Origin of the sequence: Nonomuraea sp. NPDC049750 (assembly GCF_040659625.1) — a bacterium.
In the GTDB taxonomy this organism is placed as follows: domain Bacteria; phylum Actinomycetota; class Actinomycetes; order Streptosporangiales; family Streptosporangiaceae; genus Nonomuraea.
On record NZ_JBFANB010000006.1, the window covers coordinates 236,082 to 261,131 of the forward strand.

A 25,050-nucleotide genomic window follows, 5' to 3' on the forward strand; every position below is an offset into this window, starting at 1 on the left:
TCGAAGTGAGGAAGCCGTGCCTGGACCGCATTACGTCGCCGCCATCGACCAGGGCACCACGTCGAGCAGGTGCATGGTGTTCGACCAGGCCGGCCGGATCGTCTCGGTGGCGCAGCGGGAGCACCGGCAGATCTTCCCCCGGCCCGGCTGGGTCGAGCACGACGCCGCCGAGATCTGGGAGGCCGTCCAGGGCGTGGTGGCCGAGGCCGTCACCGGCAGCGGCATCGACTTCGGCCAGCTCGTGGCCCTCGGCATCACCAACCAGCGCGAGACCACCGTCCTGTGGGACCGCGACACCGGGCGGCCCGTGGCCAACGCGATCGTCTGGCAGGACACCCGTACCGACGCCCTGGTCCGGTCCCTGTCCGAGCACGAGCAGCTCTTTCGCGAGCGGGCCGGGCTGCCGCTGGCCACCTACTTCGCCGGGCCGAAGATCCGGTGGCTGCTCGACGAGACCCCCGGGCTGCGGGAGCGGGCCGAGCGCGGCGACGTGCTGTTCGGCACCGTCGACAGCTGGCTGATCTGGCGGCTCACCGGTCGCCACGTCACCGACGTCACCAACGCCAGCCGTACGATGCTGATGAACCTCCGCACCCTCAGCTGGGACGACGAGCTGCTCGCCGCGCTCGGCGTGCCGCGCGCGATGCTGCCGGAGATCCGCCCCTCCGCCGAGGTCTACGGCACCACCGGCGACGGCGTGCCGGTGGCGGCGGCGCTGGGGGACCAGCAGGCGGCGCTGTTCGGCCAGACGTGCTTCGGGCCGGGCGAGACCAAGAGCACCTACGGCTCCGGCAGCTTCCTGCTGATGAACACCGGCACCGAGCCCGTCGCCTCCAAGCACGGGCTGCTCACCACCGTCGGCTACCAGATCGGCGACGCCCCCGCAACGTACGCGCTGGAGGGCTCGATCGCCGTCACCGGCTCGCTCGTGCAGTGGCTGCGCGACAACCTCGGCCTGATCTCCAGCGCCGCCGAGATCGAGACCCTCGCGGGCACCGTCGAGGACAACGGCGGCTGCTACTTCGTCCCGGCGTTCTCCGGCCTGTTCGCCCCGCACTGGCGCTCCGACGCGCGCGGGGTCATCGCCGGGCTGACCGGGTTCGTCACCAAGGGGCACATCGCGCGGGCCGTGCTGGAGGCGACCGCCTGGCAGACGCGCGAAGTGGTCGACGCGATGAACGCCGACGCCGGGCTCGCGCTCACCTCACTGCGCGCCGACGGCGGCATGACCGCCAACAACCTGCTCATGCAGATCCTGGCCGATGTGCTCGCGGTGCCGGTCGTACGCCCGATGGTGTCGGAGACCACCTGCCTGGGCGCCGCCTACGCGGCCGGGCTGGCCACCGGCTACTGGCCCGATACCGACAGCCTGCGGGCCAACTGGCACAAGGCGGCCGAATGGCGGCCGAAGATCGGCCAGGACGTCCGCGACCGCGAATACCGCAACTGGCGCAAGGCCATCGACCGAAGCCTCGACTGGAGCACGCCATGACCACGACCGCCTCCCGCGCCGAGACCCGCGAGGAGCTGTCCAGGGGCACCTACGACCTGCTGGTCATCGGCGGCGGCATCCTCGGGACCTCCGTCACCTGGATGGCCGCCCAGGCGGGCCTGCGGGTCGCCATGGTCGACGGCGGCGACTTCGCCGGGGCCACCTCCAGCGCCTCCTCCAAACTCGTCCACGGCGGCCTGCGCTACCTGCAGACGGGCAACGTCAAACTGGTCGCCGAGAACCACCGCGAACGCCGGGCGCTGGCCGGCGACATCGCCCCCCACCTGGTCAAGCCGCTCTCCTTCGTGGTGCCGGTCTACCGGGGCGGCCCGCACGGCGCCGCCAAGCTGGGCGCGGGGGTGTTCCTCTACTCGGCGCTGTCGGTGTTCGGCGACGGGCTCGGCCGGGTCATCACCCCGCACCAGGCGCTGGCCAGGGTGCCCGCGCTCCGCTCCGAAGGGCTGCGCGCCGCCGCCGTCTACGGCGACCATCAGATGAACGACAGCCGCGTCGCGGTGATGACCGTGCGCGCGGCCGTCGACGCGGGCGCGGTCGTGCTCAACCACGCCGAGGTCGTCGGCCTGCGCGAGAGCGGCGGCACGGTCTCGGGGGCGGAGCTGCGCGACCGGCTCGACGGTACGGAGTTCGGCGTCGGGGCGGGCCTCGTACTGAACGCCACCGGCCCGTGGGTGGACCACCTGCGGCGCATGGAGGACCCCGGCGCCGCGCCGAGCATCCGCCTGTCGAAGGGCGCCCACCTGGTCATGCGCCGCCACGAGCCGTGGAAGGCGGCCCTGACCACCCCGATCGACAAATACCGGGTGTCCTTCGCCATCCCGTGGGAGGACCACCTGCTGCTCGGCACCACCGACGAGGCCTACGAGGGCGACCCGGCCGACGTGCGCGCCACCGACGCCGACGTGGCCCAGATCCTCGACGAGGCCGGGCACGCCGTACGCGAGTCGCAACTGCGGCGCGAGGACATCACCTACGCCTTCGCCGGGCTGCGGGTGCTGCCGGGCGGCCCCGGCGGCGTGTCGTCGGCCAAGCGGGAGACGGTGCTCAGCCGGGGCAAGGGCGGCATGCTGTCGGTGGCGGGCGGCAAGTGGACCACCTACCGGCACATCGGCAAGCTCGTCCTCGACATGCTCGCCCACCTGCCGGGTCACCCGCTCGGCGACGACCTCGCGGCCATCCTGCCCGCCATGCCGCTGCCCGGCCTGGCCAGCCCGGACGCGGTCGCGATGCGCCTGTGGACCGACCGCGAGCCGGGCACCCGGATGGACCCGCTGGTGGCCCGCCACCTCGCCTCCCACTACGGCTCGATCGCCTTCGACCTGGCCAGGCTCATCCGCGACACGCCCGCGCTGGGCGAGCGGATCCATCCGGACGGGCCGGACATCTGGGCGCAGGCTGTCTACGCGCGCGACCACGAGTGGGCGGCGACGGTCGACGACGTCGTACGGCGCCGCACCACCCTCACGGTCCGCGGCCTCGACACCCCGGAGGTCCGCACCCGTGTCGAGACGCTCCTCACGGGCGGCCCGGTTCCCGCGTCCTGACCATCGCCAGGGTCCGTCACCGCGAGGGTCCGTCACCCCCAAGGCCCGCACCCAAGGGCCGGACCCAAAGCCCGCCCCCCAGGCGCCCACCGAAGGCCCGTCAGGTCTGTTCGTAGCGGGCGCGCAGGCGGGTCTTGGCCAGGTCCGTCGCGCCCAGGTGCTCCAGGCCGTCGAGAGCGGCCCCGACGATCGGCGGGACGTCGGCGACCACCAGCTTGGCCCGCGGCGCCCTGGCGGCGAAGGAGGCGTCCAGGAGGGCCGTGAGGAGCGGGTCGCGGGCCCGGAGGATGCCGCCGCCCAGCACCACCTCCGTGGGCGTCTCCAGCAGGTCCAGGCGGCGCAGGCAGACCTCGGCCAGCACGGTGATCTCCTCCGCCTGGCGTTCCACCAGCGATCTGGCGATCGGGTCGCCCGCCGCGGCCGTGGCGAAGACGCCCGGCGTGAGCTCGTGCAGGCGGCCTTCGTCCAGACGGCCGAAGTGGAGCTCCAGGATCAGCTCCTCGACCGTGCGTACGCCGAAGTGCCGCGCGCACAGCTCCGCCAGCGCGGTAGCCGGACCGCGACCGTCTTCGGCGCGGGCGGCGTGCCACAGTGCCTCCTCGGCGACGCCCTGGCCGCCGCCCCAGTCGCCGCTGAGGCGCCCGAGGGCGGGGAAGCGGGCCACCTGGCCGGTGGGGGAGACGCCGACCGCGTTGATGCCCGCACCGCACACCACGGCCACGCCCCAGGAGTTCGAGGCGCCCGCCCGGAGTAGGGCGAAGGTGTCGTTGCGGACGGAGATGTCCGGGCCGAAGCCCCGGCGGGCGAACTCGCGCGCCAGTGCCTCCTCCTCGACCGGCAGATCGGCCCCCGCCAGATAGGCCGCCACATGATCGAACCGGCCCACGATCACGGGCCGGTCGGGGGAGGGGTCCGGCGAGCGCTCAGAGGAACGGTCCGGGGAGCGGCCAGAGGAGCGGTCCGGCGTGCCGTCCGGGCCGGGGGCGCCGTCCGGTGGCAGTTGCGCGAGCGCCTGCCGTACCGCCTCCTCCACCGCGTCCAGCGCGGCCGGAACCCCGTCGCTCTGCGGCGCGAACGGCCCCGCGCGGCCGGTGGCGAGCACGTCGCCGTCCTCCGTGACCAGCGCCACGTCGGTCTTGCTGTTGCCGCCGTCGACCGCGAGGACGAGCCTGCGGTGCTCCACTACCTCACCTGGCCATAGCGAGTCGTCCATGGCAGGTAGGCGTGGTTGGCCTCCAGCAGCAGGCCGGTCAGCTCCTCGGCGGTCGCGTCCTGCCCGATCAAGGGATGGGCCAGCAGGGCATTGCGTACGCGGTCCGCGCCGCCATGCAGGGCCGCCTCGAGGGCGAGCGTCTCATAGGCGGACACGTGCGCGATCAGCCCCGCGTACAGCGGCTCGACCGGCGGCACCGGCAGCGGCGCGGCCCCGTCGGCGGTGACGTGCGCGGGCACCTCGATCACCGTCTCGTCGGCCAGGAAGGGCAGGGTGCCGTGGTTGCGGACGTTCACCACATGGGTGCCGGGGCGGTCGCCGAGCAGCGAGGCGATCAGCGCGACCGCCGCCTCGGAGTAGTAGGCGCCGCCGCGCTCGCCCAGCAGCGCCGGCTTCTCGACGACCGACGGGTCGGTGTACATCTCCAGCAGCTTCGTCTCCATCGCCGCGACCTCGGCCGCGCGCGACGGCTTGGCCCGCTGTTCCTCCACCACCGCGTCATGATCGTAGAAATAGCGTAGATAGTACGACGGCACCACGCCGAGTCGGCGGAGCAGTTCGGGGCGCCCCAGGCCGTCGGCCAGCGACTCCGCGTGCTCGGCGAGCAGCGACGGCAGCACGTCCTCGCCGTCCAGGTACACGGCCCGTTCCCAGGTCAGGTGGTTGAGCCCCACGTGGCCGAGCGAGATCCGCGACGGCGGCACGCCCAGCAGGTCGGCGACGTGACGCTGGAAGCCGATCGCCACGTTGCACAGCCCGATCGCCCGGTGCCCGGCGTCCAGGAGCGCGCGGGTGACGATGCCGACCGGGTTGGTGAAGTCGACGATCCACGCATCCGGCGCGTGCGTACGCACCTTCTCGGCGATCTCCAGCACGACCGGCACCGTGCGCAGCGCCTTGGCCAGCCCGCCCGCGCCGGTCGTCTCCTGCCCCACGCAGCCGCAGCGCAGCGGCAGCGTCTCGTCCACGTCGCGCGCCGCCTGCCCGCCCACGCGCAGCTGGAACAGGACGACCTGGGCCCCCGAGACCCCCTCCTCGACGGACGAGGTGGCCAGCACCCGGGCCGGATGCCCGGCATGTGCCAGCATGCGGCGCGCCATCCCAGAAACCACCTCAAGTCGCGATAAATCGGGATCTATGAGTGCGATTTCCGAGACCGGTAGCTCGTCGCGGAGCCGCGCGAACCCGTCGATCAGCTCGGGCGTGTACGTCGAGCCGCCCCCCACCACGGCCAGTTTCAACCCTTCACTCCCGTCAATGTCACGCCCTCGATGAAGACCTTCTGGGCGAAGAAGAACACGATGATCACCGGTGCCATGACGAGCAGCGTCGCCGCCATGGTCAGATTCCACTGCACGCTGTGCAGCGCCTTGAAGGAGGCCAGCCCCACCGACAGGGTCCAGCTGTCGAGGTTGGTGGAGGCGTACAGCAGCGGCCCGTAGTAATCGTTCCAGCAATAGAAGAACTGGAACAGCGCCACCGCCGCGATGCCCGGCCGGGCCATCGGCAGGATCACCCGGATGAGCGTCCTGAAGTCGGTGCAGCCGTCCACCCGCGCCGCGTCGGTGTACTCGCGCGGGATGGAGAGCAGGAACTGCCGCAGCAGGAAGATCGAGAACGCGTCGCCGAGCAGCATCGGCAGGATCAGCGGCAGCAGCGTCCCGGTCAGGTCCAGCCGGGCCCAGATCAGGTAGATCGGCACCGCGACCACCTGGGGCGGCAGCATCATCATGGTGATGACCAGCAGGAACGCCAGCCTGCGCCCGGGAAAGCGGAACCGGGCCAGCGCGTAGGCCACCGGGATCGACGACACCAGCGTGAACAGCGTGCCGGTCACCGCGTAGATCATCGTGTTGCGCAGCCACAGCAGGATCGGCGACCTGGCGAACACCTCGCCGAAGTTGCCCCAGTTCCAGCTGTGCGGCCACAGCTCGTCGGTGAGCGTCTGGTTGTCGCTCATCACCGCCGTCAGCAGGACGAAGACCAGCGGCCCGATGAACGCGATCCCCAGCGCGAGGGCCGTCGCGTGCGTGGCGATCCAGTACAGCGCCCTCCTGCCACGGCCACGCCGGGCCCGGGCGCGCCGCCCGGCGGCCCGCGTGGGGGGCGCCACCAGCGTGGCGGTCATTCGGCCACCTCCTCGAACCCGCGGAACTGGCGCAGCAGGATCAGCGTGAACACCATCGACGCCGCGAACAGCACCAGCGCCAGCACGCAGGCGTAGCCCATCGCGTAGTCGCGGAAGCCCGTCTGGAACAGCCACTGCGGCAGCGTCAGCGTCGACATCTCCGGATAGCCGGGCACGAACGAGGTGCCCGGCGCGTCGGTGACACCCGCCGCGACCCGGGAGGCGATCATCGCCTGGGTGAAGTACTGCAGCGTGTAGATGACGCCGGTCACCGCCGAGAACATCAGCACGGGCCGGATCGTCGGCAGCGTGATGCTGCGGAACTGCCGCCACGCCCCGGCCCCGTCGATGGCCGCCGCCTCGTACAGGTGCTTGGGCACGTCCAGCAGCGCCGCCAGGAAGATCACCATGACGTTGCCGACGCCCCACATGGCCAGCAATGTCAGCCCCGGCTTCGACCAGTCCTTGTCGCCGAACCAGTCGGGCCCGGAGATCCCCACCAGCGCGAGGATCCGGTTGACCGGCCCGGTGGCCGGATTCAGCAGGAAGACGAACGCCACCGTCCCCGCCGTCACCGGCACCAGCGACGGCAGGTAGAACAGCGTGCGGAAGAACCCCACGCCCGACTTCAGCTTGGTGACCAGCTGCGCCACGCCCAGCGCGAACAGCACCTGGGCGGGCACCATGACGACCACCAGCCAGGCCGTGTTCCCGATCGAGATCCAGGCCCGCTCGTCCTGCAGGAAGTAGCGGTAGTTGGCCAGGCCGTTGAACTTCAGCGAGAACAGGTCGTAGTTGAAGAAGGAGAAGTAGACGGTCGCCAGCAGCGGATAGGCGAAGAACACCCCGAAGCCCACCAGCCACGGCGACAGCCACAGCAGGGCACGGAACCCCTCCCGGCGCCTGAGCGGTACGCCCGCCACCTCAGCCGCCCGACAGCTTGAACTTGGCGTCGATGGTCTTGTCCACGCCCTTCAGCCCCGCGTCCAGATCCTTGACCGAACCCTTCTCCCACGAGGTGACGAACCCCTGCAGCGCCTCCTGGTTGAACACGCTGTTGACGTGCGCCGGGATCGTGCTCGTCTTCGGGTTGGCGAAGATGTCGAGGAAGGTCTGGAAGTGCTCATCCTTCTTCAGCGCGGGCGACTCCAGCGCGGCCTTGGTGGTCGGCACGTTGCGGATCGCGTTGGCCAGCGTGACCAGCGCGTCGGTGTCGGTGGTCAGGTACTTCACCAGCGCCCAGGCGGCCTCGGGGTTCTTGGCGCCCTTCGGCACGCCGATCACGGTGCCCGCGGTGAAGCCGCTGCCGTACAGGTCGGGCTTGGCGTCGTCGACCGGCATGGGGGCGGTGCCGTAGTCGAGCTTCGGCGCCTCGTTGGCGATCATGGCCACCCGCCACTCGCCGTCGATGCCCATGGCGACCTTGCCCTGGTAGAAGGGGTGCTTGCCGGAGAACTCGTCGCCCAGGCTCTTGCGGAACTTGTCCAGGTTGGCGTAGCCGTACCAGTCGACGAGCTCCTTCTGCCAGTTCAGCAGTGTCTTCCAGGCGGGGTCGGAGCCGATCGCCGAGGTGCCGTCGGGATTGGTCCACTTGGCGCCGACCATGGCGCTCCAGTGACCCGCGGTGTTCTCGTAGTACTGCCCGCTCGGGATGAACCCGGCGACCTTGATGGTGCCGTCGGGATTCCGGACCGTGAGCTCCTTGGCCAGCTTGGTCAGCTCCGACAGCGTCTTGGGCGGCTGGTTGCCCTTCATCAGGGCCTTGTTGTAGTAGAGGCCGTACGCGTCGGTCAGCAGCGGCATCACGCACCGCTTGCCCTCGTACTGGGTGTAGTCGTTCACGACCGGCGGCAGGCCCGACAGGTCGACGCCGTCCTGCTTGATCACCGGGTTGAGGTCCTGGAAGACGCCGCTCTTGCACCAGGTCGCCACCGAGTCGGTGGTGAAGGACGAGGCCACGTCCGGCGGGCGGCCACCGCGTACGGCCTGGGTGATCTGCTCGTCCTGTACGCCCTTGACCAGCTTGACCTTGATCTGCGGATACTTCTTGTTGAACCCGGCGATGGCGTCGGTGAACGCCTTCACCTCCGAGTCCGCCGAGAACCCGTGCCACAGCTCGATGGAGGCGGCCGGCAGCGCGGTCGGCGCGGTGCCGCTGGGCTTGGACTGGGAGCCGAGAGCGGGACCGCCCTCTTTGCCCGCGGTACACGCGGCCAGAGTCAGGACGGCGAGCCCTGCGGCCGCCAAGGGGACGAAGCGCACGGGGGGTGCCTCCTCATGGCGTTACTCATGTCGTTGAACACTCATGTCGTTGAACACTCATGTGGTTGTGGAGCTCAGGGAGTCGGGACCGTGGAGCCGAAGACCTCGTCGCGGACGAGGTCGAGGGCGAGGTCGAGCGCGCCGGCGAGGACGGGGTTGCCTTCGACGGACGACAGGCGCAGCCGGGGCCGCGGGATGGTCAGCGCGTGCAGCTCGTGCTCGACCAGCTCGCGCAGGGGTTCGCCGCCCGACAGCACCACGCCGCCGGTCAGCACGATGAGCCCGGGATCGATGACGGAGGTGATGGCGGCCAGGCCCACCGCCAGCCGCGCGGCGATGTCGCGCAGCCCCGCCCTCGCGTCGTCGGCCTTTTGGCCCGTCTGGTGCTCGTCCGCCGCGCGCACCGCGTTCACGATGGCCTGGCGGAAGTCCGTGCCGCGCACGCCGTACGAGCGCAGCAGCTTCAGCACGGCCGGGCCGCCGGTGAGCGCCTGGTAGCCGTGGTTGGCGTAGCGTCCCGCCTCGCGGGCCGTCGGCGCGCCCGGGGTCGGCATGTAGCCGACCTCGCCCGCGCCGCCGGTGGCGCCCCTGTGCATCCGCCCGCCCAGCACGATGGCAGAGCCGATGCCTTCGTCGGCCCACAGCAGCACGAAGTCGGAGTCGCCGCGGGCGGCCCCGTGCGCCATCTCGGCCAGCGCGACCAGGTTGACGTTGTTCTCCACCGACACCGGCACGCCGAGCCCCTTGGCGAGCGTCGGCACCAGGTCGCCGATCTGCCAGCCCGGCATGTCCTTGGCGGTGGCGTAGCCGAGCCGGCCGGTGGACGGGTCGATCGCCGCCTGCACGCCGATCACCACCCGGCGCAGCGGGCCGGGGGAGCCCGCGCCGTCGAGCGCCGCGCGCAGCCTGGCGACCAGCTCGCCGCCCGGCCGGCGCGGGGTGGGCAGCGTGTACGAGCCCACGGTCGTGCCGGTGATGTCGGCGACCCTGGCCTCGATCCGGGCGGGGGTGACGTCCAGCGCGCCCACGTAGGCCGCCGCCGGGTTGATCCGGTAGACCTCCGCGGTACGGCCGGGCAGCCCCTCCCTGATGCCGTCCAGCACCACCAGACCCGCCTCCTGGAGGCGGGACAGCAGCTGCGAGGCCGTCGGCTTCGACAGGCCGGTCAGGGTGCCGATCTCGGGGCGGGTCAGCGGGCCGCGCTCCAGGAGGGCCTGCAACGCCGCGCGATCATTGATGGCGCGGAGCAGACTGGGAGTACCTGGTACCGGACCGCTCAACTTCCACCCCTTGACCCGAAGTTAGGAAACTTTCCTAACTTGATGCGAACCTAAGAGGCCCGGAGGGTTTCGGTCAAGGGGTGAAACCAAGCCGTGACCGGATGCGGGCCGGGATGTCACGCGGGAAGATGGGAGTGCCTCAACAGGCATGCTAATGTCGTCGTTTGTTGTAACAACAAGCAGAATGGCCCGGAGTGTCCCATTAACAACAATAATGGTCAGGCGGCAACTCGTCAAACAGAGCTCGCAAGGGAGCAGGAGTACGTCGCCCGCCTCTATGCCCGCCTCGACGCGTTGCGTGAACGCACCCAGAGCCAGCTGAAGGAGGTGCTCGGCACCGGCGCCGTCGGAACGCTGCAGAACAGGTCGGAGCGCGACACGTTCGCTGGCATGTACGCCTCCAGGCTGGCCCGGCTCTGGGCGGTGGAGCGCGGGCTGGTGTTCGGCCGGCTCGATCACGTCGACGAGGGCAGGCTCTACATCGGCAAGCTCGGCATCACCGACGACGAGCAGGAGCGGCTGCTCATCGACTGGCGCGCGCCCGTGGCCCAGCCGTTCTACCGCGCCACCCCGGCCGCGCCCATGGGCCTCACCAGGAGGCGGCACCTGCAGACCAAGGGCCGCGCGGTCATCGGCGTCGACGACGACCTGCTCGACTTCGACTCGCTGACCGACGAGGACCGTGCCACGCTCAACGGCGAGGCCGCGCTGCTGGCCGCACTCGACGAGCGGCGTACCGGCCGGATGCGCGACATCGTCGCCACCATCCAGGCCGAGCAGGACCGCGTCATCCGCGCCGACCTCAACGGCGTGCTGGTCGTCCAGGGCGGTCCCGGCACCGGTAAGACCGTCGTGGCCCTGCACCGCGCCGCGTACCTCCTCTACACCCACAGGGAGCGCCTTGAGCGTCGCGGGGTGCTGATCCTCGGTCCCAATCTCACCTTCCTGCGCTATATCGAGCAGGTGCTGCCCTCGCTCGGTGAGACCGACGTGCTGCTGTCGACGGTCGGCGAGCTCTACCCGGGCCTGACGGCCACCGCCAGGGACCGGCCGGAGGTGGCCGCGATCAAGGGCGACCTGCGCATGGCCGAGGTGATCGAGCGGGCCGTACGCGACCGGCAGCGGGTGCCCCGCAAGCCCATCGAGCTGAACCTGGGCCGCTACACCCTCACCATCGACCGCAACATGCTCGAATCGGCCAAGAACAAGGCCACCCGCTCGCGCCGGGCGCACAACCAGGCGCGCGCGGTGTTCGTCAGGTCGCTGCTCAACGCCCTGGCCAGGCAAGCGGCCAAGAAGCTCGGCAAGGGCCTCATCGACGACGACGAGCTGGCCGACCTGCGTGAGGAGCTGCGCACCGAGCAGCCGGTCAAGACCGCCCTGAACAGGCTGTGGCCGTACCTGACCCCGCAGCGCCTGCTCCTCGGCCTGTACGGCGCGCCGGAGCGGCTCGACTACGCCGCCGCGGACCTGACGCCGCAGGAGCGCGTGCTGCTGCGGCGTGAGGGAGGGGAGTGGACCGAGTCCGACGTGCCGCTGCTCGACGAGGCGGCCGAACTGCTCGGCGAGATCGACGAGCAGGTGCTGCGCGCCAGCGCCCTGCAGGCCGAGGAGGAGCTCGCCGCGGCCCGGCAGGCGGCCGAGCACGAGCGCGAGGCCGAGCTCGCCTACGCCCGCGAGGTGCTCGAACTGACGGGCCTGTCCGACGTCATGGAGGCCGAGCGCCTGGCCGAACGCCAGCGCGGCGAGGGTCCCTACCTCACCACCGCCGAGCGGGCCGCCGCCGACCGCGCCTGGGCCTACGGTCACGTGATCGTGGACGAGGCGCAGGAACTGTCGTCCATGGCCTGGCGGGTGATCATGCGTCGGGTGCCCACCCGGTCGATGACGATCGTCGGCGACATCGCGCAGACCGGCTCGATGGCCGGGGCCCGCTCGTGGAACCGGGTGCTCGACCCCTACGTGGCGGGGCGCTGGCGCCAGGAGCGGCTCACCGTCAACTACCGCACGCCGGTGGAGCTCATGGAGGTGGCCGCCCGCGTGCTGGCCACCATCGACCCGGCGCTCGAGGCGCCCGCCTCGGTCCGCGACACCGGTGCCGAGCCCTGGTCGGCGCCGCTGTCGCAGTTGCCGGAGCTGGTCAAGGCCGAGGTCGGCGAGGGTGGCAAGGTCGCCGTGGTGGTCCCCGACGCGCTGCTCGGCCAGCTCGGCAAGGTGATCTCCGACACGGTGGAGGGGGCCGCCGTGGTCTCCTCACGCGCCACCCGGGGCACCGCGGCGCTCGACGCCCCCGTGGCCGTGCTCGGGGTGACCGATGCGAAGGGGCTGGAGTTCGATTCGGTCATCGTGGCCGAGCCGGACCTGATAGCCTCGCAGTCGCCGCGCGGCCTGAGTGACCTATATGTCGCTCTCACCCGGGCCACTCAGCGGCTCGGCGTCGTCCACGAGCGGCCGCTGTCAGCCCTCCTTTCGGGGGCGCTGGGCGGCTTGCCAAGCCGCGCGTCCGGGCCGACAAATGGGCATTAGATCGCTTTAATGCGACAACGCAAGCATGTCCTACCTGCGGAAACTTGATGTTTCTGCTGATCGGGACACGGTTGACATCTGAGGTGGAGTCGGTAGTTTGCTGCGCAGTCCAGCACGGGACTTGGCCGGTTGGCCGTCTCTGACATCGTCGGATCCTGCGTCCGTGACGGAGCGTGACTTCGTCCACACAGCCAGGTGCAGGGCCGTCGGTCCGTCGAGTCGGGGCACCCCAACCGGGCGGGGGGTTGGACCCGGGACGGGCCCGGGAGCCCAGTAGACAACGGAATTCCGCGCTCGCCGCCGACGAGACGGGTCCGGTCCGAAGGGTTTCCGGGCCCTCTTCCCTCTCGTGCGCAGGATCGCCATCAGCGCCGGGTGGTCCCGTCAGGTCACGGGATCACCCTGCCGCTCTTTTCGCCGCCGCTCTTTTCGCCGCGGCTCCTTTCACCGCGGCTCCTTTCACCGCCGCTCTTTTCGCCGCCGCTCCTCGCCCGTTCTCGCCGACCCCTATCCTGGGTCGTCCAGCGCCTGGGACCCCTATTTGCGGATCACCGGGTGCCGCGAGGGCCGAATCGCCGCCCGGGGGCGGTAGCGTTTTCGCAAGCAGGCGTGCGAACGGCGAGGAGAAACCCGCGTGGTGCAGGACAAGACGGGCCCATCGCCCACTGGCGGCGGAACCCCGCACACCCCTGACCCGCCCACGCCCGAATCCCGCCCGCCCCTTCCGCCCGCGCCTCCGTCCGGTGCCTCCGCTTCCGGCGGGCCCGCTCTCGTGGGACGGGAGTCCGGGCGGGTGCTGCTGGCCCGGGTGGCTGCCGCCGTGGCCGGTGGGGGACTGCTGTTTCTCGCTTTCCCGCCCATCGACTGGTGGCCGGCCGCGCCGCTCGGCGTCGCGTTGATCGTCGCCGCCCTCTACGGCACGCGCCCCCGGCGCGCCGCCTGGCTCGGCTACCTGGCCGCCGCCGTGTTCCTGTTCCCGACCCTGGCCTGGGTGCGCACGATCGGCGACGACGTCTGGGTGATGCTGGTCGGCGTCGAGAGCCTGTTCTACGCCGTGATGGCCGCCCTGGCCGCGCTGGTGTTCCGCCTGCGGCTGTGGCCGCTGTGGTTCGGCGGGCTCTGGGTGGCCATGGAGTGGGCGCGCGGACTGTTCCCCATCGGCGGCTTCCCCTGGGCGCGGCTGGCGTTCAGCCAGGGCGAGTCGCTGTTCACCGAGTACGCCGCGCTGGGCGGGGCGCCACTCGTGTCGTTCGCCGTCGCGCTGTGCGGGGCCCTGCTCGCCTGCACGCTGCTGCGGCGGCCTCCGGCCGCCCGGCGCGTCACCGGGCGGCTCGTCCCGCTCGCGCTCGCTCTGGTCGTGCCCCTGCTGACCCTGGCCGTGCCGAGGCCGGGCGACGAGGGGCGCACGGTCAACATCGGCATCGTGCAGGGCAATGTGCCGGGCCGCGGCATGTACGTCCTGGGCGACGAGCCCGCCGTTGTCCTGAAAAATCATGCAAACGAGACCAAAAAGCTGGCGCAGGCCGTACGAGACGGGAAACTCGCCAAGCCCGACATCGTGATCCTCCCCGAGAACTCCACCGACATCGACCCCTACCGGGACGCGACCGCCCGCCAGATCATCGACGACTCCGTGAAGGACGTCGGGGTGCCCACGCTGGTCGGCGCGGTCGTGGCGATCGGTGAGGAGAACCGCGCGACCCGCAGCCTGGTCTGGGACCCGGTGACCGGGCCCGGCGCCTACTACGACAAGCAGCAGCTGGTGCCGTTCGGCGAGTACACACCCTTCAAGGAGCTCGTGCTGGCCCTGTGGGAGCGGGCCGGTCTGGTGGGCAGGCAGTCGGTCCCGGGCACCAAGCCGGGCGACCTGAAGATGGGCCCGGTGACGATCGGCGCGGTCAACTGCTACGAGGTGGCCTACGACGGCACCGTGCGCGGGACCGTCAAGACCGGGGCCACGCCGCTGGTGGTGCAGACCAACAACGCCACCTACGCCGAGTCCAACCTGCCGCCGCAGCAGCTGGCCATGTCGAAGCTGCGGGCCGTCGAGCACAACAGGGCGGTCGTGACGGCGGCCACCACCGGCATCTCGGCGTACGTCACACCTGACGGTAAGGTCTCCTGGCAGACCCGCGAGCTCGTGGCGGACATGAACGTGGTGAAGGTGCCCGTGCGCACCCAGGCGACGGTCGCGACCCAGATCGGCGCGTTGCCAGAGTGGGCGCTGGCGTTGATGGGAGTGGCGGCCGCCGGGGTCGCCGCGTGGCGTGTCAGGCGCAAGGCGACCGGTGAGGAATGACTGATCATGGAGACTCTTGGCCGGATACTCATCGTCATACCGACCTACAACGAGCGCGACAACCTGCCGCTGATCACCGAGCGGGTGCGCACCGCCCTGCCGGACGCCCACGTGCTGGTGGTCGACGACAACAGCCCCGACGGCACCGGTGAGATCGCCGACAAGCTGGCCGACAAGGACGACCACGTCCACGTCCTGCACCGGGCGGGCAAGGAAGGGCTGGGCGCCGCCTACATCGCCGCGTTCCGCTGGGGCCTGGACGAGGGCTACAACGTGCTGGTGGAGATGGACGCCGACGGCTCGCACCAGCCCGAGGAGCTGCACAAGCTGCTGGAGGCGGTCTCCGACGGCGCCGACCTGTCGATCGGGTCGCGCTGGGTGCCCGGCGGCAAGGTGGTCAACTGGCCCGTCTCCCGCGAGCTCCTGTCCAGGGGTGCCAACATCTACACGCGGCTCATGCTCGGCATGTCCGTGCGCGACGCGACCGCCGGGTTCCGCGTCTATCGCGCCGCGACGCTGGAGAAGATCGGGCTGGCCGACGTCGAGTCGCAGGGCTACTGCTTCCAGGTCGACCTGACCCTGCGGACGACCAGGCACGGCCTGCGGGTGGTCGAGGTGCCGATCACGTTCGTGGAGCGGACCGTCGGCACGAGCAAGATGAGCAGCCGCGTCATGGCCGAGTCGTTCTGGCGCATCGCCGTCTGGGGGCTGTCCGGCCTGCCCGCCCGGCTGCGCGGCAAGCGCGGCTGAGAACCTGTGGCCACCCTCAGGTAGTGGCGGAACGGTTCGGGCCCGCCGGGCGTTGTCGTTGTGTACGCGGTCCTTTAAGTACGTCGTGTGCGCGGTCCTTTGGGTACGCCTTCAGATACGTCGCGTAGAGATACCTCGCGGGTGCGGATTGGGGAAGACGATGCGGCTCCTGCTTTTCCTGGCCTTCCTGATCGTCCCGGTGCTGGAGATCTGGCTGCTGATCCAGGTCGGCTCGGTGATCGGTGGCTGGACGACCGTGGCCCTGCTCATCGCCGACAGCCTCCTGGGCGCGTGGCTGGTACGGCGTGAGGGGCGCAGGGCCTGGCGGGCGCTGCAGGACGCGCTGCAGTCCGGCCGGATGCCCGACAAAGAGCTCGCCGACGGCGGCCTGATCCTGGTGGGCGGCGCGCTGCTGCTGACGCCCGGGCTCCTGAGCGACATCCTCGGGTTCCTGTGCGTGCTGCCGGTCACGCGGCCGGCGATGCGGCGCCTGGTGTCCTGGTTCTTCGACCGCCGGGTCAAGAGGATGGCGGCGGCCTCGCCGTACGCGCACCTCTTCTCGGCGCCGGGCGGCGGGCCCGTCGACGGACACGTCAACGGGCGCGGCGCCGGTGTGGTGCACGGCGAAGTGATCAGAGAAGACCGCGAGCCGTCCTGACCGCGAGCCGCCCTACGGCGGCCGGTGAGGCTCGCTGACCGGCGAGCCCTACTGGCCGCGAGACGGGCCCTGAGCGAACGAGACGGGCCCTGAGCAATGCGAAGCCCCCGGACAAGGTGTCCGGGGGCTTTCACCGTGAGAAGGTGTCAGGCGCTCTTTCGACGCTGGGCCCGCAGGACCGCCAGCCTCTCGTTGAGCACCTCTTCCAGGTCCTCGATGGACCGTCGCTCCAGGAGCATGTCCCAGTGCGTCCGCGGGGGCTTCGTCTTCTTCGACTCCGGCTGCTCGCCGTCGACCCGAACCGCGGTAGCGCCGCACATGCGGCACTCCCAGGTCGCGGGAATCTCGGCCTCGGCGGCAAGCGGAACCTCGAAGCGATGGCCCTTGGGACAGGTGTAGGACACGTCCTGGCGCGGGGCCAGATCCGTGTTACGGTCGTTCTCGTAGCTGGTTGCCCCGAGCCGGGTGCCACGAAGCGCGCGCTCGCCCATGTTTAAATGCCTCCTACAGGGCCCCCATCGTGAGGGGTCTGTCTCCCACGGTGTGTAACGCTTGGTACCGTGATGGGATTCCCCCCTGCGGGGTGATCCAATCGCTCTCTTCCCGAGGAGTTGCCCGCAACCGGGCTTCCGTCGGCGTTTTGGAGCTCCGGGCCACGTGAGGGCCATGGTGGTTCCTGAGACAGTTCGCGAATCGGTCTGACCGCAAGGCGGCCTTTGCTCGCTCCCTGTCATCCGGGACGGGAGCGCCGGACGGTGGTAGCGGGACGGTAGCGCCTGACGATGGCCAAGGGACGCGGCCGACAAGACCACCCCGCCGGGGACGAGCGCCCACCGGCGGGGGACAGCGGGTCTAGCGCACGCCGTACAAGTGCTCGATGGCGAGCTGGTCCAGGTGCTCGAACGCGGCGCCGCGGGCGGCCAGCGCGTCGATGTCGGGGGTGAAGGAGCGCACGTCGCGCCAGCTCTCCCCGTCGGCGAGCGTCGGCACGGCCAGCTCGTCGAGCCGGGCCGCCGCCAGCGCCTGCCGCACCTCGGGGTCGGCGCGGAAGGCCCGCACCTTCTCCCGCAGAATCAGGTAGTTGCGCATGCACGCCGCCGCCGACACCCACACGCCCTCGTCGTCCTCGGTGCGAGGCGGCTTGAAGTCGAAGTGGATGGGACCGGAGAAGCCGTTGGACTCCAGGACGTCGACGGTCCAGAAGGCGCCCCGGGCGTTGCCGGCGCCGAAACGGAAGTCCTGGTCGTAGCGCGGGCCGTTCTGCCCGTTCAGGTCGATGTGGAACAGCTTGCCGTGCCACAGCGCCTGCGCGATGCCGTGCGCGTAGTTGAGCCCGGCCATCTCCTCGTGGCCCACCTCGGGGTTGAGCCCGACCAGCTCCGGGTGCTCCAGCTCGTTGATGAACGCCAGCGCGTGGCCGATGGTGGGCAGCAGGATGTCGCCCCTCGGCTCGTTGGGCTTGGGCTCGATCGCGAACTTGAGGTCGTAGTTGTGGTCCAGCACGTACGAGCCGAGCACGTCGAAGGCTTCCTTGTAGCGGTCGAGCGCCGCCTGGACGTCCTTGGCCGCGCCGCTCTCCGCGCCTTCCCTGCCTCCCCAGCACACGTACACCTGCGCGCCCAGCTCGGCGGCCAGGTCGATGTTGTCCATCACCTTGCGCAGCGCGAAGCGGCGCACGTCGCGGTCGTTGGAGGTGAAGGCGCCGTCCTTGAAGATCGGGTGCGAGAACAGGTTGGTGGTCGCCGTGGTGACCACTAGTCCGGTCTCCTCCAGCGCCTTGCGGAACGCGCCGACCCGCTCGTCGCGGTCATGGCCGTCGAAGTCGAACACGTCGTTGTCGTGGAAGTTCACTCCGTACGCGCCGATCTCGGCGAGCTTGCGCACGGCCCGGTCGGCGGGCATGGGCGCCCTGGTCGCCGGTCCGAACACATCGACTCCCGCCCAGCCGACGGTCCAGATGCCGAAGGAGAAACGGTCCTCGGGGGTGGGCGTGTAGGGGTCTACGCTCATGATCGATCCTCTCGGTGGTGCTGCCAGCCGGCCGTACGGTCGCGCAGCTCGGCGTACTGGTCACGGACATGGGGAGTGGGCGGCCCGTCGTACTCCTGGACCGGCTGGGCCGTCCAGACGGGCGGTTCGGGGGTGCCGGCCAGCGCCCAGGCGGCTTGGCGGGCCGCGCCGAGTGCCACGTATTCGGCCGGTTCGGGGACGGCGACGGGCTTGCCGAAGATCTGGGGGGCGATGCGGCGCACCGCCTCGGACTTCGCGCCGCCGCCGATCAGCAGCACGCGGCGCGGTCGTACGCCCTGCGCGGTCAGGTGGTCGATGGCGTCGGCGAGGGAGGACAGCAGTCCCTCGACCGCCGCCCGCGCCAGGTTCTCGCGCGTGGCGTTGCGCGTGGTCAGGCCGGTGAGCGTGCCCGAGGCGTCCGGCCGGTTCGGGGTGCGCTCGCCGTCGAGGTAGGGCAGCAGCGTCAGGCCGCCGGCGCCCGGCGGGGCGGCCAGCGCGAGCTCCGACAGCTCCGCCAGCGAGCAGCCGATCATCGAGGCCGCCGAGGAGAGGATCCTGGCCGCGTTGAGCGTGGCCAGCAGCGGCATGAAGCGCCCGGTCGCGTCCGCGAACCCGGCGACCATCCCCGACTCGTCGGCGGCGGGTACCTCGCTCACCGCGAAGACCGTGCCCGAGGTCCCGATGGACACCGCGACGTCGCCGGGCCGCAGCCCGAGCCCGAGCGCCGCGCCCATGTTGTCGCCGGTGCCGGGCCCGATCGCGGCGCCGCTCGGCAGGTGCCCGACGACCTCGTTCGGCGCGGCCACGCGGGGCAGCTCGACCTCGTGCCCGATCGCGGCCGAGACGAACTCGGGCAGATACTCGCCCGTCGCCGGGGACCAGTATCCGGTGCCCGAGGCGTCGCCCCGGTCGGTCGTGAAGGCGCGGCGCTGGCCCAGCCGCCAGGTCAGCCAGTCATGGGGCAGCAGTACGGCCGCGGTGCGGGCGGCCGGCTCCGGCTCGTGCTCGGCCAGCCAGCGGAGCTTGGTGACCGTGAACGAGGCCACGGGCACGCTGCCGGTCAGCTCGGCCCACCGGGCCGGTCCGCCCAGTTCGGCGGTCAGCCGGGTGGCCTGCGGCGCCGACCGCGTGTCGTTCCACAGCAGGGCGGGCCGCACCACCTCGCCGGAACCGTCGAGCGCGACCATGCCGTGCTGCTGGGCCGCCACCGCGACGGCCGCGGCCCGCTCCAGCAGGTGCCGCCCCTTGTCGAGCGCGCTCTCCCAATGATGGGGATGGCACTCCGTGCCGTCGGGATGCGGGGCCGCGAACTCGTCGACCACTGTGCCGTCACCGGCCCGGCACAGCACGATCTTCGTCGACTGAGTCGAGGAGTCGACCCCGGCCACCAGTGCCTCTGTCACCAGGACTCCATATTAGTCAACAGTATGGATTAAATAGCGTAACAGACCAGCGAATCGCCAGGAAGACCCATTAGTCTTAGATTGTGACAAAACCCAGGGAAGGGCCGCTCAGGCACGCCACCATGCGCGAACGCAATCTCGCCGTGGTGCTGGAGCAGGTCGTACGCTGCCAGCCGGTCACCCGTGCCCGGCTCGCCGAGCAGACCGGGTTCACCAAGACCACCGTCTCCAACCTGCTGGCGGTGCTCGAAGGCGCCGGGCTGGTCCAGGACGGCGCGCTGGTCCAGGGCGGCGAGCGCGGCCGGCCCGGAATCGCCGTCTCGGTCAACGGCGACGGCGCCGCCGCGCTCGGGCTGGAGATCAACGTCGACTACCTCGCCGCGTGCGTACTGGACCTGGGCCGGCGCACCCGCTATCACCAGCTCGTGACCTTCGACAACCGGGGGCGTGCGCCCGAGGCGGTGATCTCCTCGCTGGGCCGGCTGGCCGCCGAAGCCGTCGCCGCGGCCGCCGGGCAGGGCCTGGCGGTGGCGGGCGCGACAGTCGCCGTCCCCGGCCTGCTCGACCGGGAGAACGGCCTGGTCCGCCGCGCCCCGAACCTCGGCTGGACCGACGTCCCGGTCAGCGCCCTGCTCCGCGACGCGCTGCCCGACCTGCCGATCCCCGCCGCCCACGACAATGAGGCCAACCTGGCGGCGCTGGCGGAGCTGTGGTTCGGCGACGGCGCGCGGCACGGCGGCTTCATCCACGTCTCGGGCGAGATCGGGATCGGCGCCGGCATCGTCATGGACGGTCAGGTGCTGCGCGGCACGCACGGGTTCGCCGGCGAGCTCGGCCACCTCGTCGTGGAGCCGGGCGGCACGCCGTGCACCTGCGGCGGGCGCGGCTGCCTGGAGCAGATCGCCGGCCAGGACGCCATCCTGCGCGCCGCCGGGCTGCCCGCCGTCACGGCCACCACGGCGGCCAAGCCGGACGGCCCGATCAGGGAGCTCATCGACCTGCTGGAACGCTCGGACCAGCGGGCGCTGGCCGCGCTCGACGGGGCAGGCCGGGCACTCGGCGCCACCCTGGCCTCGGCCGTCAACCTGGTCGACCCCGGCGCGATCGTCCTCGGCGGCATCTTCTCGCCGCTGGCCTCATGGATCGGCCCGGCGGTGGAGGCCGCGCTGGAGGAGGGGAGCGGCTCGCTGCGTACCGCCGTACCGCCGGTGGTCGCCTCGGAGCTGGCGGGGAACGCCGCGGTGCTCGGCGCGGCCGGCGTGGTGATCGAACGCGTCATCGGCCACCCGGCGCTCCTGCTGTCCTCCTAACCCCTTCACCGGCGTAGCGCCCTTCGCCGAGGAGCGCTCACGCCGATGTCGCGCTCTATCGCCGATGGGCGGCCGCAGGTGTGCGGGCAGGGGAGCTCGGCGACGTGGATCGTGCGCGCCACAGCGCGACGGCCAGCCAGAGGCCGCCGACGGCGAGCAGCGCGCCGTGCGCGATCCGCAGCGAGTACGGCCCGAAGAACTGCGGGATGAACAGCGCGAACCCCACCGCGAACGGCACCCCGCTCCACCTGGCCAGTGTCCCGGACCGCCACACGGCCACCGCCGCCATGACCGCCCCCACGCCCAGCAGCGCGAGCCCGGCGGCGAACATGGTCACCGCCACCGGCCCGAACCGGAACTCCGCGGCCAGCTCCATCAGCGCCGGAGCCTGGTCGCGCAGCGACCGGCGGGCGATGGCGTTCAGCCCGAAGTCCTCGGCGCCGTAGTAGGGCAGGGTGAGGCCCGCGCCGATCCACGTCACCGCCGCCGCCCGCAGCGACAGCCGGTCGCCCAGCACCTGGTGCAGTCCCAGGACGGCCAGCCCGGTGAGGATGAAGCCGATCATGGCCGCCAGGTGACCGTACACCCACGCGTTCGACGCCATCGCAGCCGCGTCGTCGCCGGACGGCCGCACAGCCGGGTAGATGAAAAACAGCACACCGCCGGCGGCGATAGCCGCAGAGGTCAGCCGGGCTTTCATGGTCACTCCAAAGGGGAAGAGCATTGCTCTCTTGTGTGAGCAATGCTCTCTCTTTGGAGCGTTGATGTCAAGAGCGGTGCTCTCGCTTGGCGAGCAGGGGTACGAGGGTGCGGTCGCCGAGGCGGGTCATCGCGGCCAGCGGCTTCGTGGCCGCGCCGACCAGCAGCGGCAGGCCCGGCTTGCCCGTCGCCCTGGCCAGGGCGGGGCCGAGGGCGGCCATCATGGCCGTCAGGCCCGGCAGCGGCCTGATCCACATGGTGATCTCCTTGATCAGGCCCTGGTCGTCGAGGTGCAGCAGGGCCGACTCCTCGATCTCCTGGCGGCCCAGGCGGGCGGTGGCGGCGAGCACGCGGGTTCGCTCGTCGCCCACGTCCGTGTGGTAGCGCAGGTCGGACAGGGCGCCCATCGCCGCGGTGAACAGCTCGCGTACCTGCTCCTGGCCGCGGAAGGTCGCCGTGGCGCTGAGGGGGGAGTGGAAGACCACGTCCGGCGCCAGGGTGGACATGATCGCGTTGACGTTCTTCGCCTCACCGGCTTCGCGGTAGGCGCGGGCTGGTGAGTCCTGAATGTGAACTGTCATGAGTTCACTTTATCAACCCACTATGCTGGGGTCGTGAACAGGTTCGGGGAGATGCACTGCTCCATCGCTCAGGCCGTCGGCGTGGTCGCCGAGCCGTGGACGCCGTTGATCCTTCGGGATCTGTTCCTGGGGGTGTGCCGGTTCGACGACCTCGCGGAGGATCTGGGCATCTCGCGCAACCTGCTGACGCGGAGGCTGGAGCGCCTGGTGGAGGCGGGGGTGGTGGAGCGGCGGCCCTATCAGGAACGGCCGGTGCGCTTCACGTACACGCTGACCGAGGCGGGCCGTGACATCGTGCCCGCGCTGTTCACGCTGATGGCGTGGGGGGACCGCTGGGCGACCCCGCCCGGCGGGCCGCCCGCGCTGCTGGTGCACTCCTGCGGCGAGCAGTTCACGCCGGTCGTGACGTGCCCGCACTGCGGAGGGCGGGCCGACGCGGACACGGTGCGGGCCGTAGGCGGCCCCGGCGCCGCTCAGGGACCCGGCACGATGGTCCTCGCCGCCCCCGGCAGACGCGACGAGGCCGTCCCCGGCAGACGCGACGAGCTCGCCCCTGACAGACACGACGAGGCCGCCCCGTAAAGACGACGAGGCGGCCCCGAAAGACAGGCGTCAGATTCGCGCCGGCACCTCGTTGCCCGCGTCGCGGATGGCCTTCGGCAGGTTGACCATGGCCAGCAGGACGAAGCCGATCACGAAGAAAATGATCATCGAGATGATGGCGATCCGGTAGCTGTTGGTGAGCTGGATCGCGATCGTCACCGTCAGGGAGCCGATGAACGCCGACCCCTTGTCGCTGATCTGCAGCAGGCTGAAGTATTCGGCCTCCCGCCCCTTCGGGATCACCAGCGAGAACAGCGAGCGCGACAGCGCCTGGGTGCCGCCCAGCACGATCGAGATGGCGAACGCGAGCAGGTAGAACTGCAGGGCGGCCTTCTCCTGCAGGAAGTACGCGGCCAGGACGATCACCGTCCACACCACCAGGCTGCCCAGCACCGTGTGCTTGGTGCCGAACCGGCGGGCCAGCCAGCCCATCAGCAGCGCGCCGAAGAACGCCACGAACTGCACCATGAGGATCGCGCTGATCTGCGTCTCCTTGCTCAGCTTGAGCGCCTCGGAGGCGAAGGCCGAGCTGTTGCCGATGACGGTCTGCACGCCATCGTTGTAGACGAGGTAGGCCACCAGGAACAGCATCGTCAGCGGATATTGGCGCAGCTCGCTCAGCGTACGGCCGAGCTGCTTGAAGCTACCGCCGACAGAGCGCAACGCCGTGCTCTCGTGGGCCGCGACCGGCCGGTTGCGCAGCCTCAGCAGGGGGACGACCGTGAAGATCGCCCACCACAGGCCCGCCGACATCATGCTGATCCGCACTGACATGCCCTCGTTCAGCCCGAAGCTCTCGTGCTTGAGGTAGAGGACCAGGTTGAGCGCGAGCAGCACGCCGCCGCCCAGGTAGCCGATCGCCCAGCCGCGCGAGGAGACGCGGTCGCGTTCCTCGGCGGTGGAGATCTGCGGCAGGAAGGAGTCGTAGACCACCACGGACGAGCCGTAGGCCAGGTTGGCCAGGATGAACAGCACCCCGCCCAGCATGTAGCGGTCGCCCTCGAGGAAGTACAGGCCCACGGTGGCCAGCGCGCCCACGTAGGCGAAGCCGCCGAGCATCTCCTTCTTGCGGCCGGTGTGGTCGGCCAGCGCGCCCACGACCGGCAGGCAGAGGATCTGCAGCAGCACGGCCACGGTCAGCGTCAGCCCGAAGAACGCGGCCGGTCTGATGTCGGCGCCCAGCACGTCCACGTAGCCCAGGCCCGGGTTGGCCTCGGCCAGCTTGTCGAAGTCGGTCGAGCAGGTGGCGGCCGCGACCGAGGGGAAGTCCTTGGCGCAGGCCGCGGTCCTGGCGACCGAGATGAGGTACGGGCTGAGGAAGACCGAGATGATCGTGGTGTAGAAGGCGGAGTTGGCCCAGTCGTAGACGTACCAGCCGCGTTGTTCGCGCCTGCGTGCCGACGGGGAGTCGGCGGTGTCGTCGGGAGCCGCGGGGGGTGCGGGTACGGGCATGTGTCGTGTCGCTCCTATGCGGCCATGCGGCCCGGATGCCACAGGCCGCGACGCTCCAGCACGTCACGCAGGCCGGTGACGTTGTCGGTCATGACACCGTCGACGCCGAGGTCGAGCAGGTGCTCCATGCGGGCGGGCTCGTTGATCGTCCATACGTGCACCTGCATGCCGATGGCGTGCGCCGTACGGATGAGACGGCCGGTGGTGACGCGCAGGCCACGGAAGCCCACCGGCACCTGCGCGCAGGGCACGCCCGCGCGCTTGAGCCGGGTCAGCAGCCGGCCGTAGCCGGAGGTGGACGCGGCGGCGCGCAGCGCGGCGACGCCGCGCGGGCCGAGCGCCGAGCAGACCTCCCGGCCGAGCGCGGCCCTGGCCAGCACCAGGCGCTCGTCGGAGAAGGAGGTCAGGCAGATCCGGTCGTAGGCCCCGGTGCGCCGGACCGCCTCGGCGAGCGGCGCGATCGCGGCGGCCTCCTTCACGTCGATGTTGAAGCGGATCTCCGGCCAGCCGCCGAGCAGATCCTCCAGCAGCGGGATCTCGTGCACACCCCCGATGCGCGCCTGCCTGACCGTGCTGTAGGGCAGCTCCGAGATGCGGCCGCGCCGGTCGGTGACCCGGTCGAGGGTGTGGTCGTGGAAGGCGAGCAGCACGCCGTCGGCCGTGGCGTGCGCGTCGGTCTCCAGATAGCGATAGCCCAGCCGGACGGCCTGCTCGAAGGCCGCGACGGAGTTCTCGGCGCCCTCGGCGGCGCCCCCGCGATGCGCGAAGGCCAGCGGGCCCGGATGATCGAGAAACGCGAAGCGGCGGCTCAGCACGTCCTGA

At 71.0% G+C, this 25,050-nt stretch carries 21 protein-coding genes; 8 read left to right on the top strand and 13 right to left on the bottom strand.

Features of this window, described 5'->3' with window-relative positions:
* Positions 1 to 16: 16 nt before the first annotated feature.
* Both glpK and AB0J16_RS19140 read left to right on the top strand, forming a co-directional pair.
* Positions 17 to 1,492, top strand: coding sequence for a glycerol kinase GlpK (gene glpK, locus AB0J16_RS19135; RefSeq protein ID WP_358540820.1), 1,476 nt, complete (start codon positions 17 to 19; stop codon positions 1,490 to 1,492).
* Positions 1,489 to 3,054, top strand: coding sequence for a glycerol-3-phosphate dehydrogenase/oxidase (locus AB0J16_RS19140; protein ID WP_357649596.1), 1,566 nt, complete (start codon positions 1,489 to 1,491; stop codon positions 3,052 to 3,054). Before glpK ends, AB0J16_RS19140 begins: the two co-directional genes overlap by 4 nt.
* Before the next feature lie 100 nt (positions 3,055 to 3,154).
* Here the strand turns inward: AB0J16_RS19140 and AB0J16_RS19145 are convergent, their stop codons facing one another.
* The 6 genes from AB0J16_RS19145 to AB0J16_RS19170 all read right to left on the bottom strand — a co-directional run bounded on the left by AB0J16_RS19145 (position 3,155) and on the right by AB0J16_RS19170 (position 9,937).
* On the bottom strand, positions 3,155 to 4,237 hold the full coding sequence (locus AB0J16_RS19145) for a BadF/BadG/BcrA/BcrD ATPase family protein (protein WP_358540822.1): 1,083 nt from the start codon (positions 4,235 to 4,237) through the stop codon (positions 3,155 to 3,157).
* Positions 4,237 to 5,508: a 6-phospho-beta-glucosidase gene (locus AB0J16_RS19150; protein WP_358540824.1), complete on the bottom strand. Its 1,272-nt coding sequence runs from the start codon at positions 5,506 to 5,508 to the stop codon at positions 4,237 to 4,239. The genes AB0J16_RS19145 and AB0J16_RS19150 overlap by 1 nt, the downstream gene beginning before the upstream one ends.
* Complete coding sequence (locus AB0J16_RS19155; protein WP_358540826.1) at positions 5,505 to 6,395, bottom strand: carbohydrate ABC transporter permease; 891 nt, start codon at positions 6,393 to 6,395, stop codon at positions 5,505 to 5,507. The genes AB0J16_RS19150 and AB0J16_RS19155 overlap by 4 nt, the downstream gene beginning before the upstream one ends.
* Entirely contained in the window at positions 6,392 to 7,318 is a 927-nt protein-coding gene (locus AB0J16_RS19160; protein WP_358540829.1) for a sugar ABC transporter permease, read from the bottom strand. The genes AB0J16_RS19155 and AB0J16_RS19160 overlap by 4 nt, the downstream gene beginning before the upstream one ends.
* 1 nt (position 7,319) lies before the next feature.
* Positions 7,320 to 8,657, bottom strand: a complete 1,338-nt coding sequence (locus tag AB0J16_RS19165) for an ABC transporter substrate-binding protein (RefSeq protein WP_358540831.1) — start codon at positions 8,655 to 8,657, stop codon at positions 7,320 to 7,322.
* 74 nt (positions 8,658 to 8,731) lie between these two features.
* Entirely contained in the window at positions 8,732 to 9,937 is a 1,206-nt protein-coding gene (locus tag AB0J16_RS19170; RefSeq protein WP_358540834.1) for an ROK family transcriptional regulator, read from the bottom strand.
* A 294-nt stretch (positions 9,938 to 10,231) separates the two neighbouring features.
* Here AB0J16_RS19170 and AB0J16_RS19175 point away from each other — a divergent pair, with 294 nt between their 5' ends.
* From AB0J16_RS19175 to AB0J16_RS19190, 4 genes are all read left to right on the top strand, one after another.
* Positions 10,232 to 12,463: an ATP-binding domain-containing protein gene (locus tag AB0J16_RS19175; protein ID WP_358540837.1), complete on the top strand. Its 2,232-nt coding sequence runs from the start codon at positions 10,232 to 10,234 to the stop codon at positions 12,461 to 12,463.
* A 634-nt stretch (positions 12,464 to 13,097) separates the two neighbouring features.
* The gene (gene lnt / locus AB0J16_RS19180; protein ID WP_358540840.1) at positions 13,098 to 14,762 is read left to right on the top strand and encodes an apolipoprotein N-acyltransferase; all 1,665 of its coding nucleotides are present in this window, start codon (positions 13,098 to 13,100) and stop codon (positions 14,760 to 14,762) included.
* A 6-nt stretch (positions 14,763 to 14,768) separates the two neighbouring features.
* The gene (locus AB0J16_RS19185; RefSeq protein ID WP_358540843.1) at positions 14,769 to 15,512 is read left to right on the top strand and encodes a polyprenol monophosphomannose synthase; all 744 of its coding nucleotides are present in this window, start codon (positions 14,769 to 14,771) and stop codon (positions 15,510 to 15,512) included.
* A gap of 160 nt (positions 15,513 to 15,672) precedes the next feature.
* Complete coding sequence (locus AB0J16_RS19190; RefSeq protein ID WP_358540845.1) at positions 15,673 to 16,170, top strand: FxsA family protein; 498 nt, start codon at positions 15,673 to 15,675, stop codon at positions 16,168 to 16,170.
* Positions 16,171 to 16,316: 146 nt separating this feature from the next.
* On the opposite strand, the gene AB0J16_RS19195 is transcribed toward AB0J16_RS19190, so the two are convergent.
* From AB0J16_RS19195 to xylB, 3 genes are all read right to left on the bottom strand, one after another.
* A complete protein-coding gene (locus tag AB0J16_RS19195) occupies positions 16,317 to 16,661 on the bottom strand; it encodes an RNA polymerase-binding protein RbpA (protein WP_103962598.1) in 345 nt (114 codons plus the stop codon).
* 361 nt (positions 16,662 to 17,022) lie between these two features.
* Positions 17,023 to 18,180 (bottom strand): xylose isomerase, encoded by a 1,158-nt coding sequence (gene xylA, locus AB0J16_RS19200; RefSeq protein WP_358540847.1) that lies wholly within the window; start codon positions 18,178 to 18,180, stop codon positions 17,023 to 17,025.
* The gene (gene xylB, locus AB0J16_RS19205; protein WP_358540850.1) at positions 18,177 to 19,583 is read right to left on the bottom strand and encodes a xylulokinase; all 1,407 of its coding nucleotides are present in this window, start codon (positions 19,581 to 19,583) and stop codon (positions 18,177 to 18,179) included. The genes xylA and xylB overlap by 4 nt, the downstream gene beginning before the upstream one ends.
* 83 nt (positions 19,584 to 19,666) lie before the next feature.
* Between xylB and AB0J16_RS19210 the strand changes: the two genes are divergently transcribed.
* Entirely contained in the window at positions 19,667 to 20,893 is a 1,227-nt protein-coding gene (locus AB0J16_RS19210; protein WP_358540852.1) for an ROK family transcriptional regulator, read from the top strand.
* Positions 20,894 to 20,948: 55 nt separating this feature from the next.
* On the opposite strand, the gene AB0J16_RS19215 is transcribed toward AB0J16_RS19210, so the two are convergent.
* Both AB0J16_RS19215 and AB0J16_RS19220 read right to left on the bottom strand, forming a co-directional pair.
* Positions 20,949 to 21,593: a hypothetical protein gene (locus AB0J16_RS19215; RefSeq protein WP_358540855.1), complete on the bottom strand. Its 645-nt coding sequence runs from the start codon at positions 21,591 to 21,593 to the stop codon at positions 20,949 to 20,951.
* A 67-nt stretch (positions 21,594 to 21,660) separates the two neighbouring features.
* Positions 21,661 to 22,173 (bottom strand): nuclear transport factor 2 family protein, encoded by a 513-nt coding sequence (locus AB0J16_RS19220; protein ID WP_358540858.1) that lies wholly within the window; start codon positions 22,171 to 22,173, stop codon positions 21,661 to 21,663.
* Positions 22,174 to 22,206: 33 nt separating this feature from the next.
* Here AB0J16_RS19220 and AB0J16_RS19225 point away from each other — a divergent pair, with 33 nt between their 5' ends.
* A complete protein-coding gene (locus AB0J16_RS19225; protein WP_358540861.1) occupies positions 22,207 to 22,755 on the top strand; it encodes a helix-turn-helix domain-containing protein in 549 nt (182 codons plus the stop codon).
* A 30-nt stretch (positions 22,756 to 22,785) separates the two neighbouring features.
* Here AB0J16_RS19225 and AB0J16_RS19230 read toward each other — a convergent pair whose 3' ends face one another.
* Both AB0J16_RS19230 and AB0J16_RS19235 read right to left on the bottom strand, forming a co-directional pair.
* Complete coding sequence (locus AB0J16_RS19230; protein WP_358540863.1) at positions 22,786 to 24,228, bottom strand: MFS transporter; 1,443 nt, start codon at positions 24,226 to 24,228, stop codon at positions 22,786 to 22,788.
* A gap of 14 nt (positions 24,229 to 24,242) precedes the next feature.
* Positions 24,243 to 25,040: a glycerophosphodiester phosphodiesterase family protein gene (locus AB0J16_RS19235; protein ID WP_358541414.1), complete on the bottom strand. Its 798-nt coding sequence runs from the start codon at positions 25,038 to 25,040 to the stop codon at positions 24,243 to 24,245.
* Positions 25,041 to 25,050: the final 10 nt, after the last annotated feature.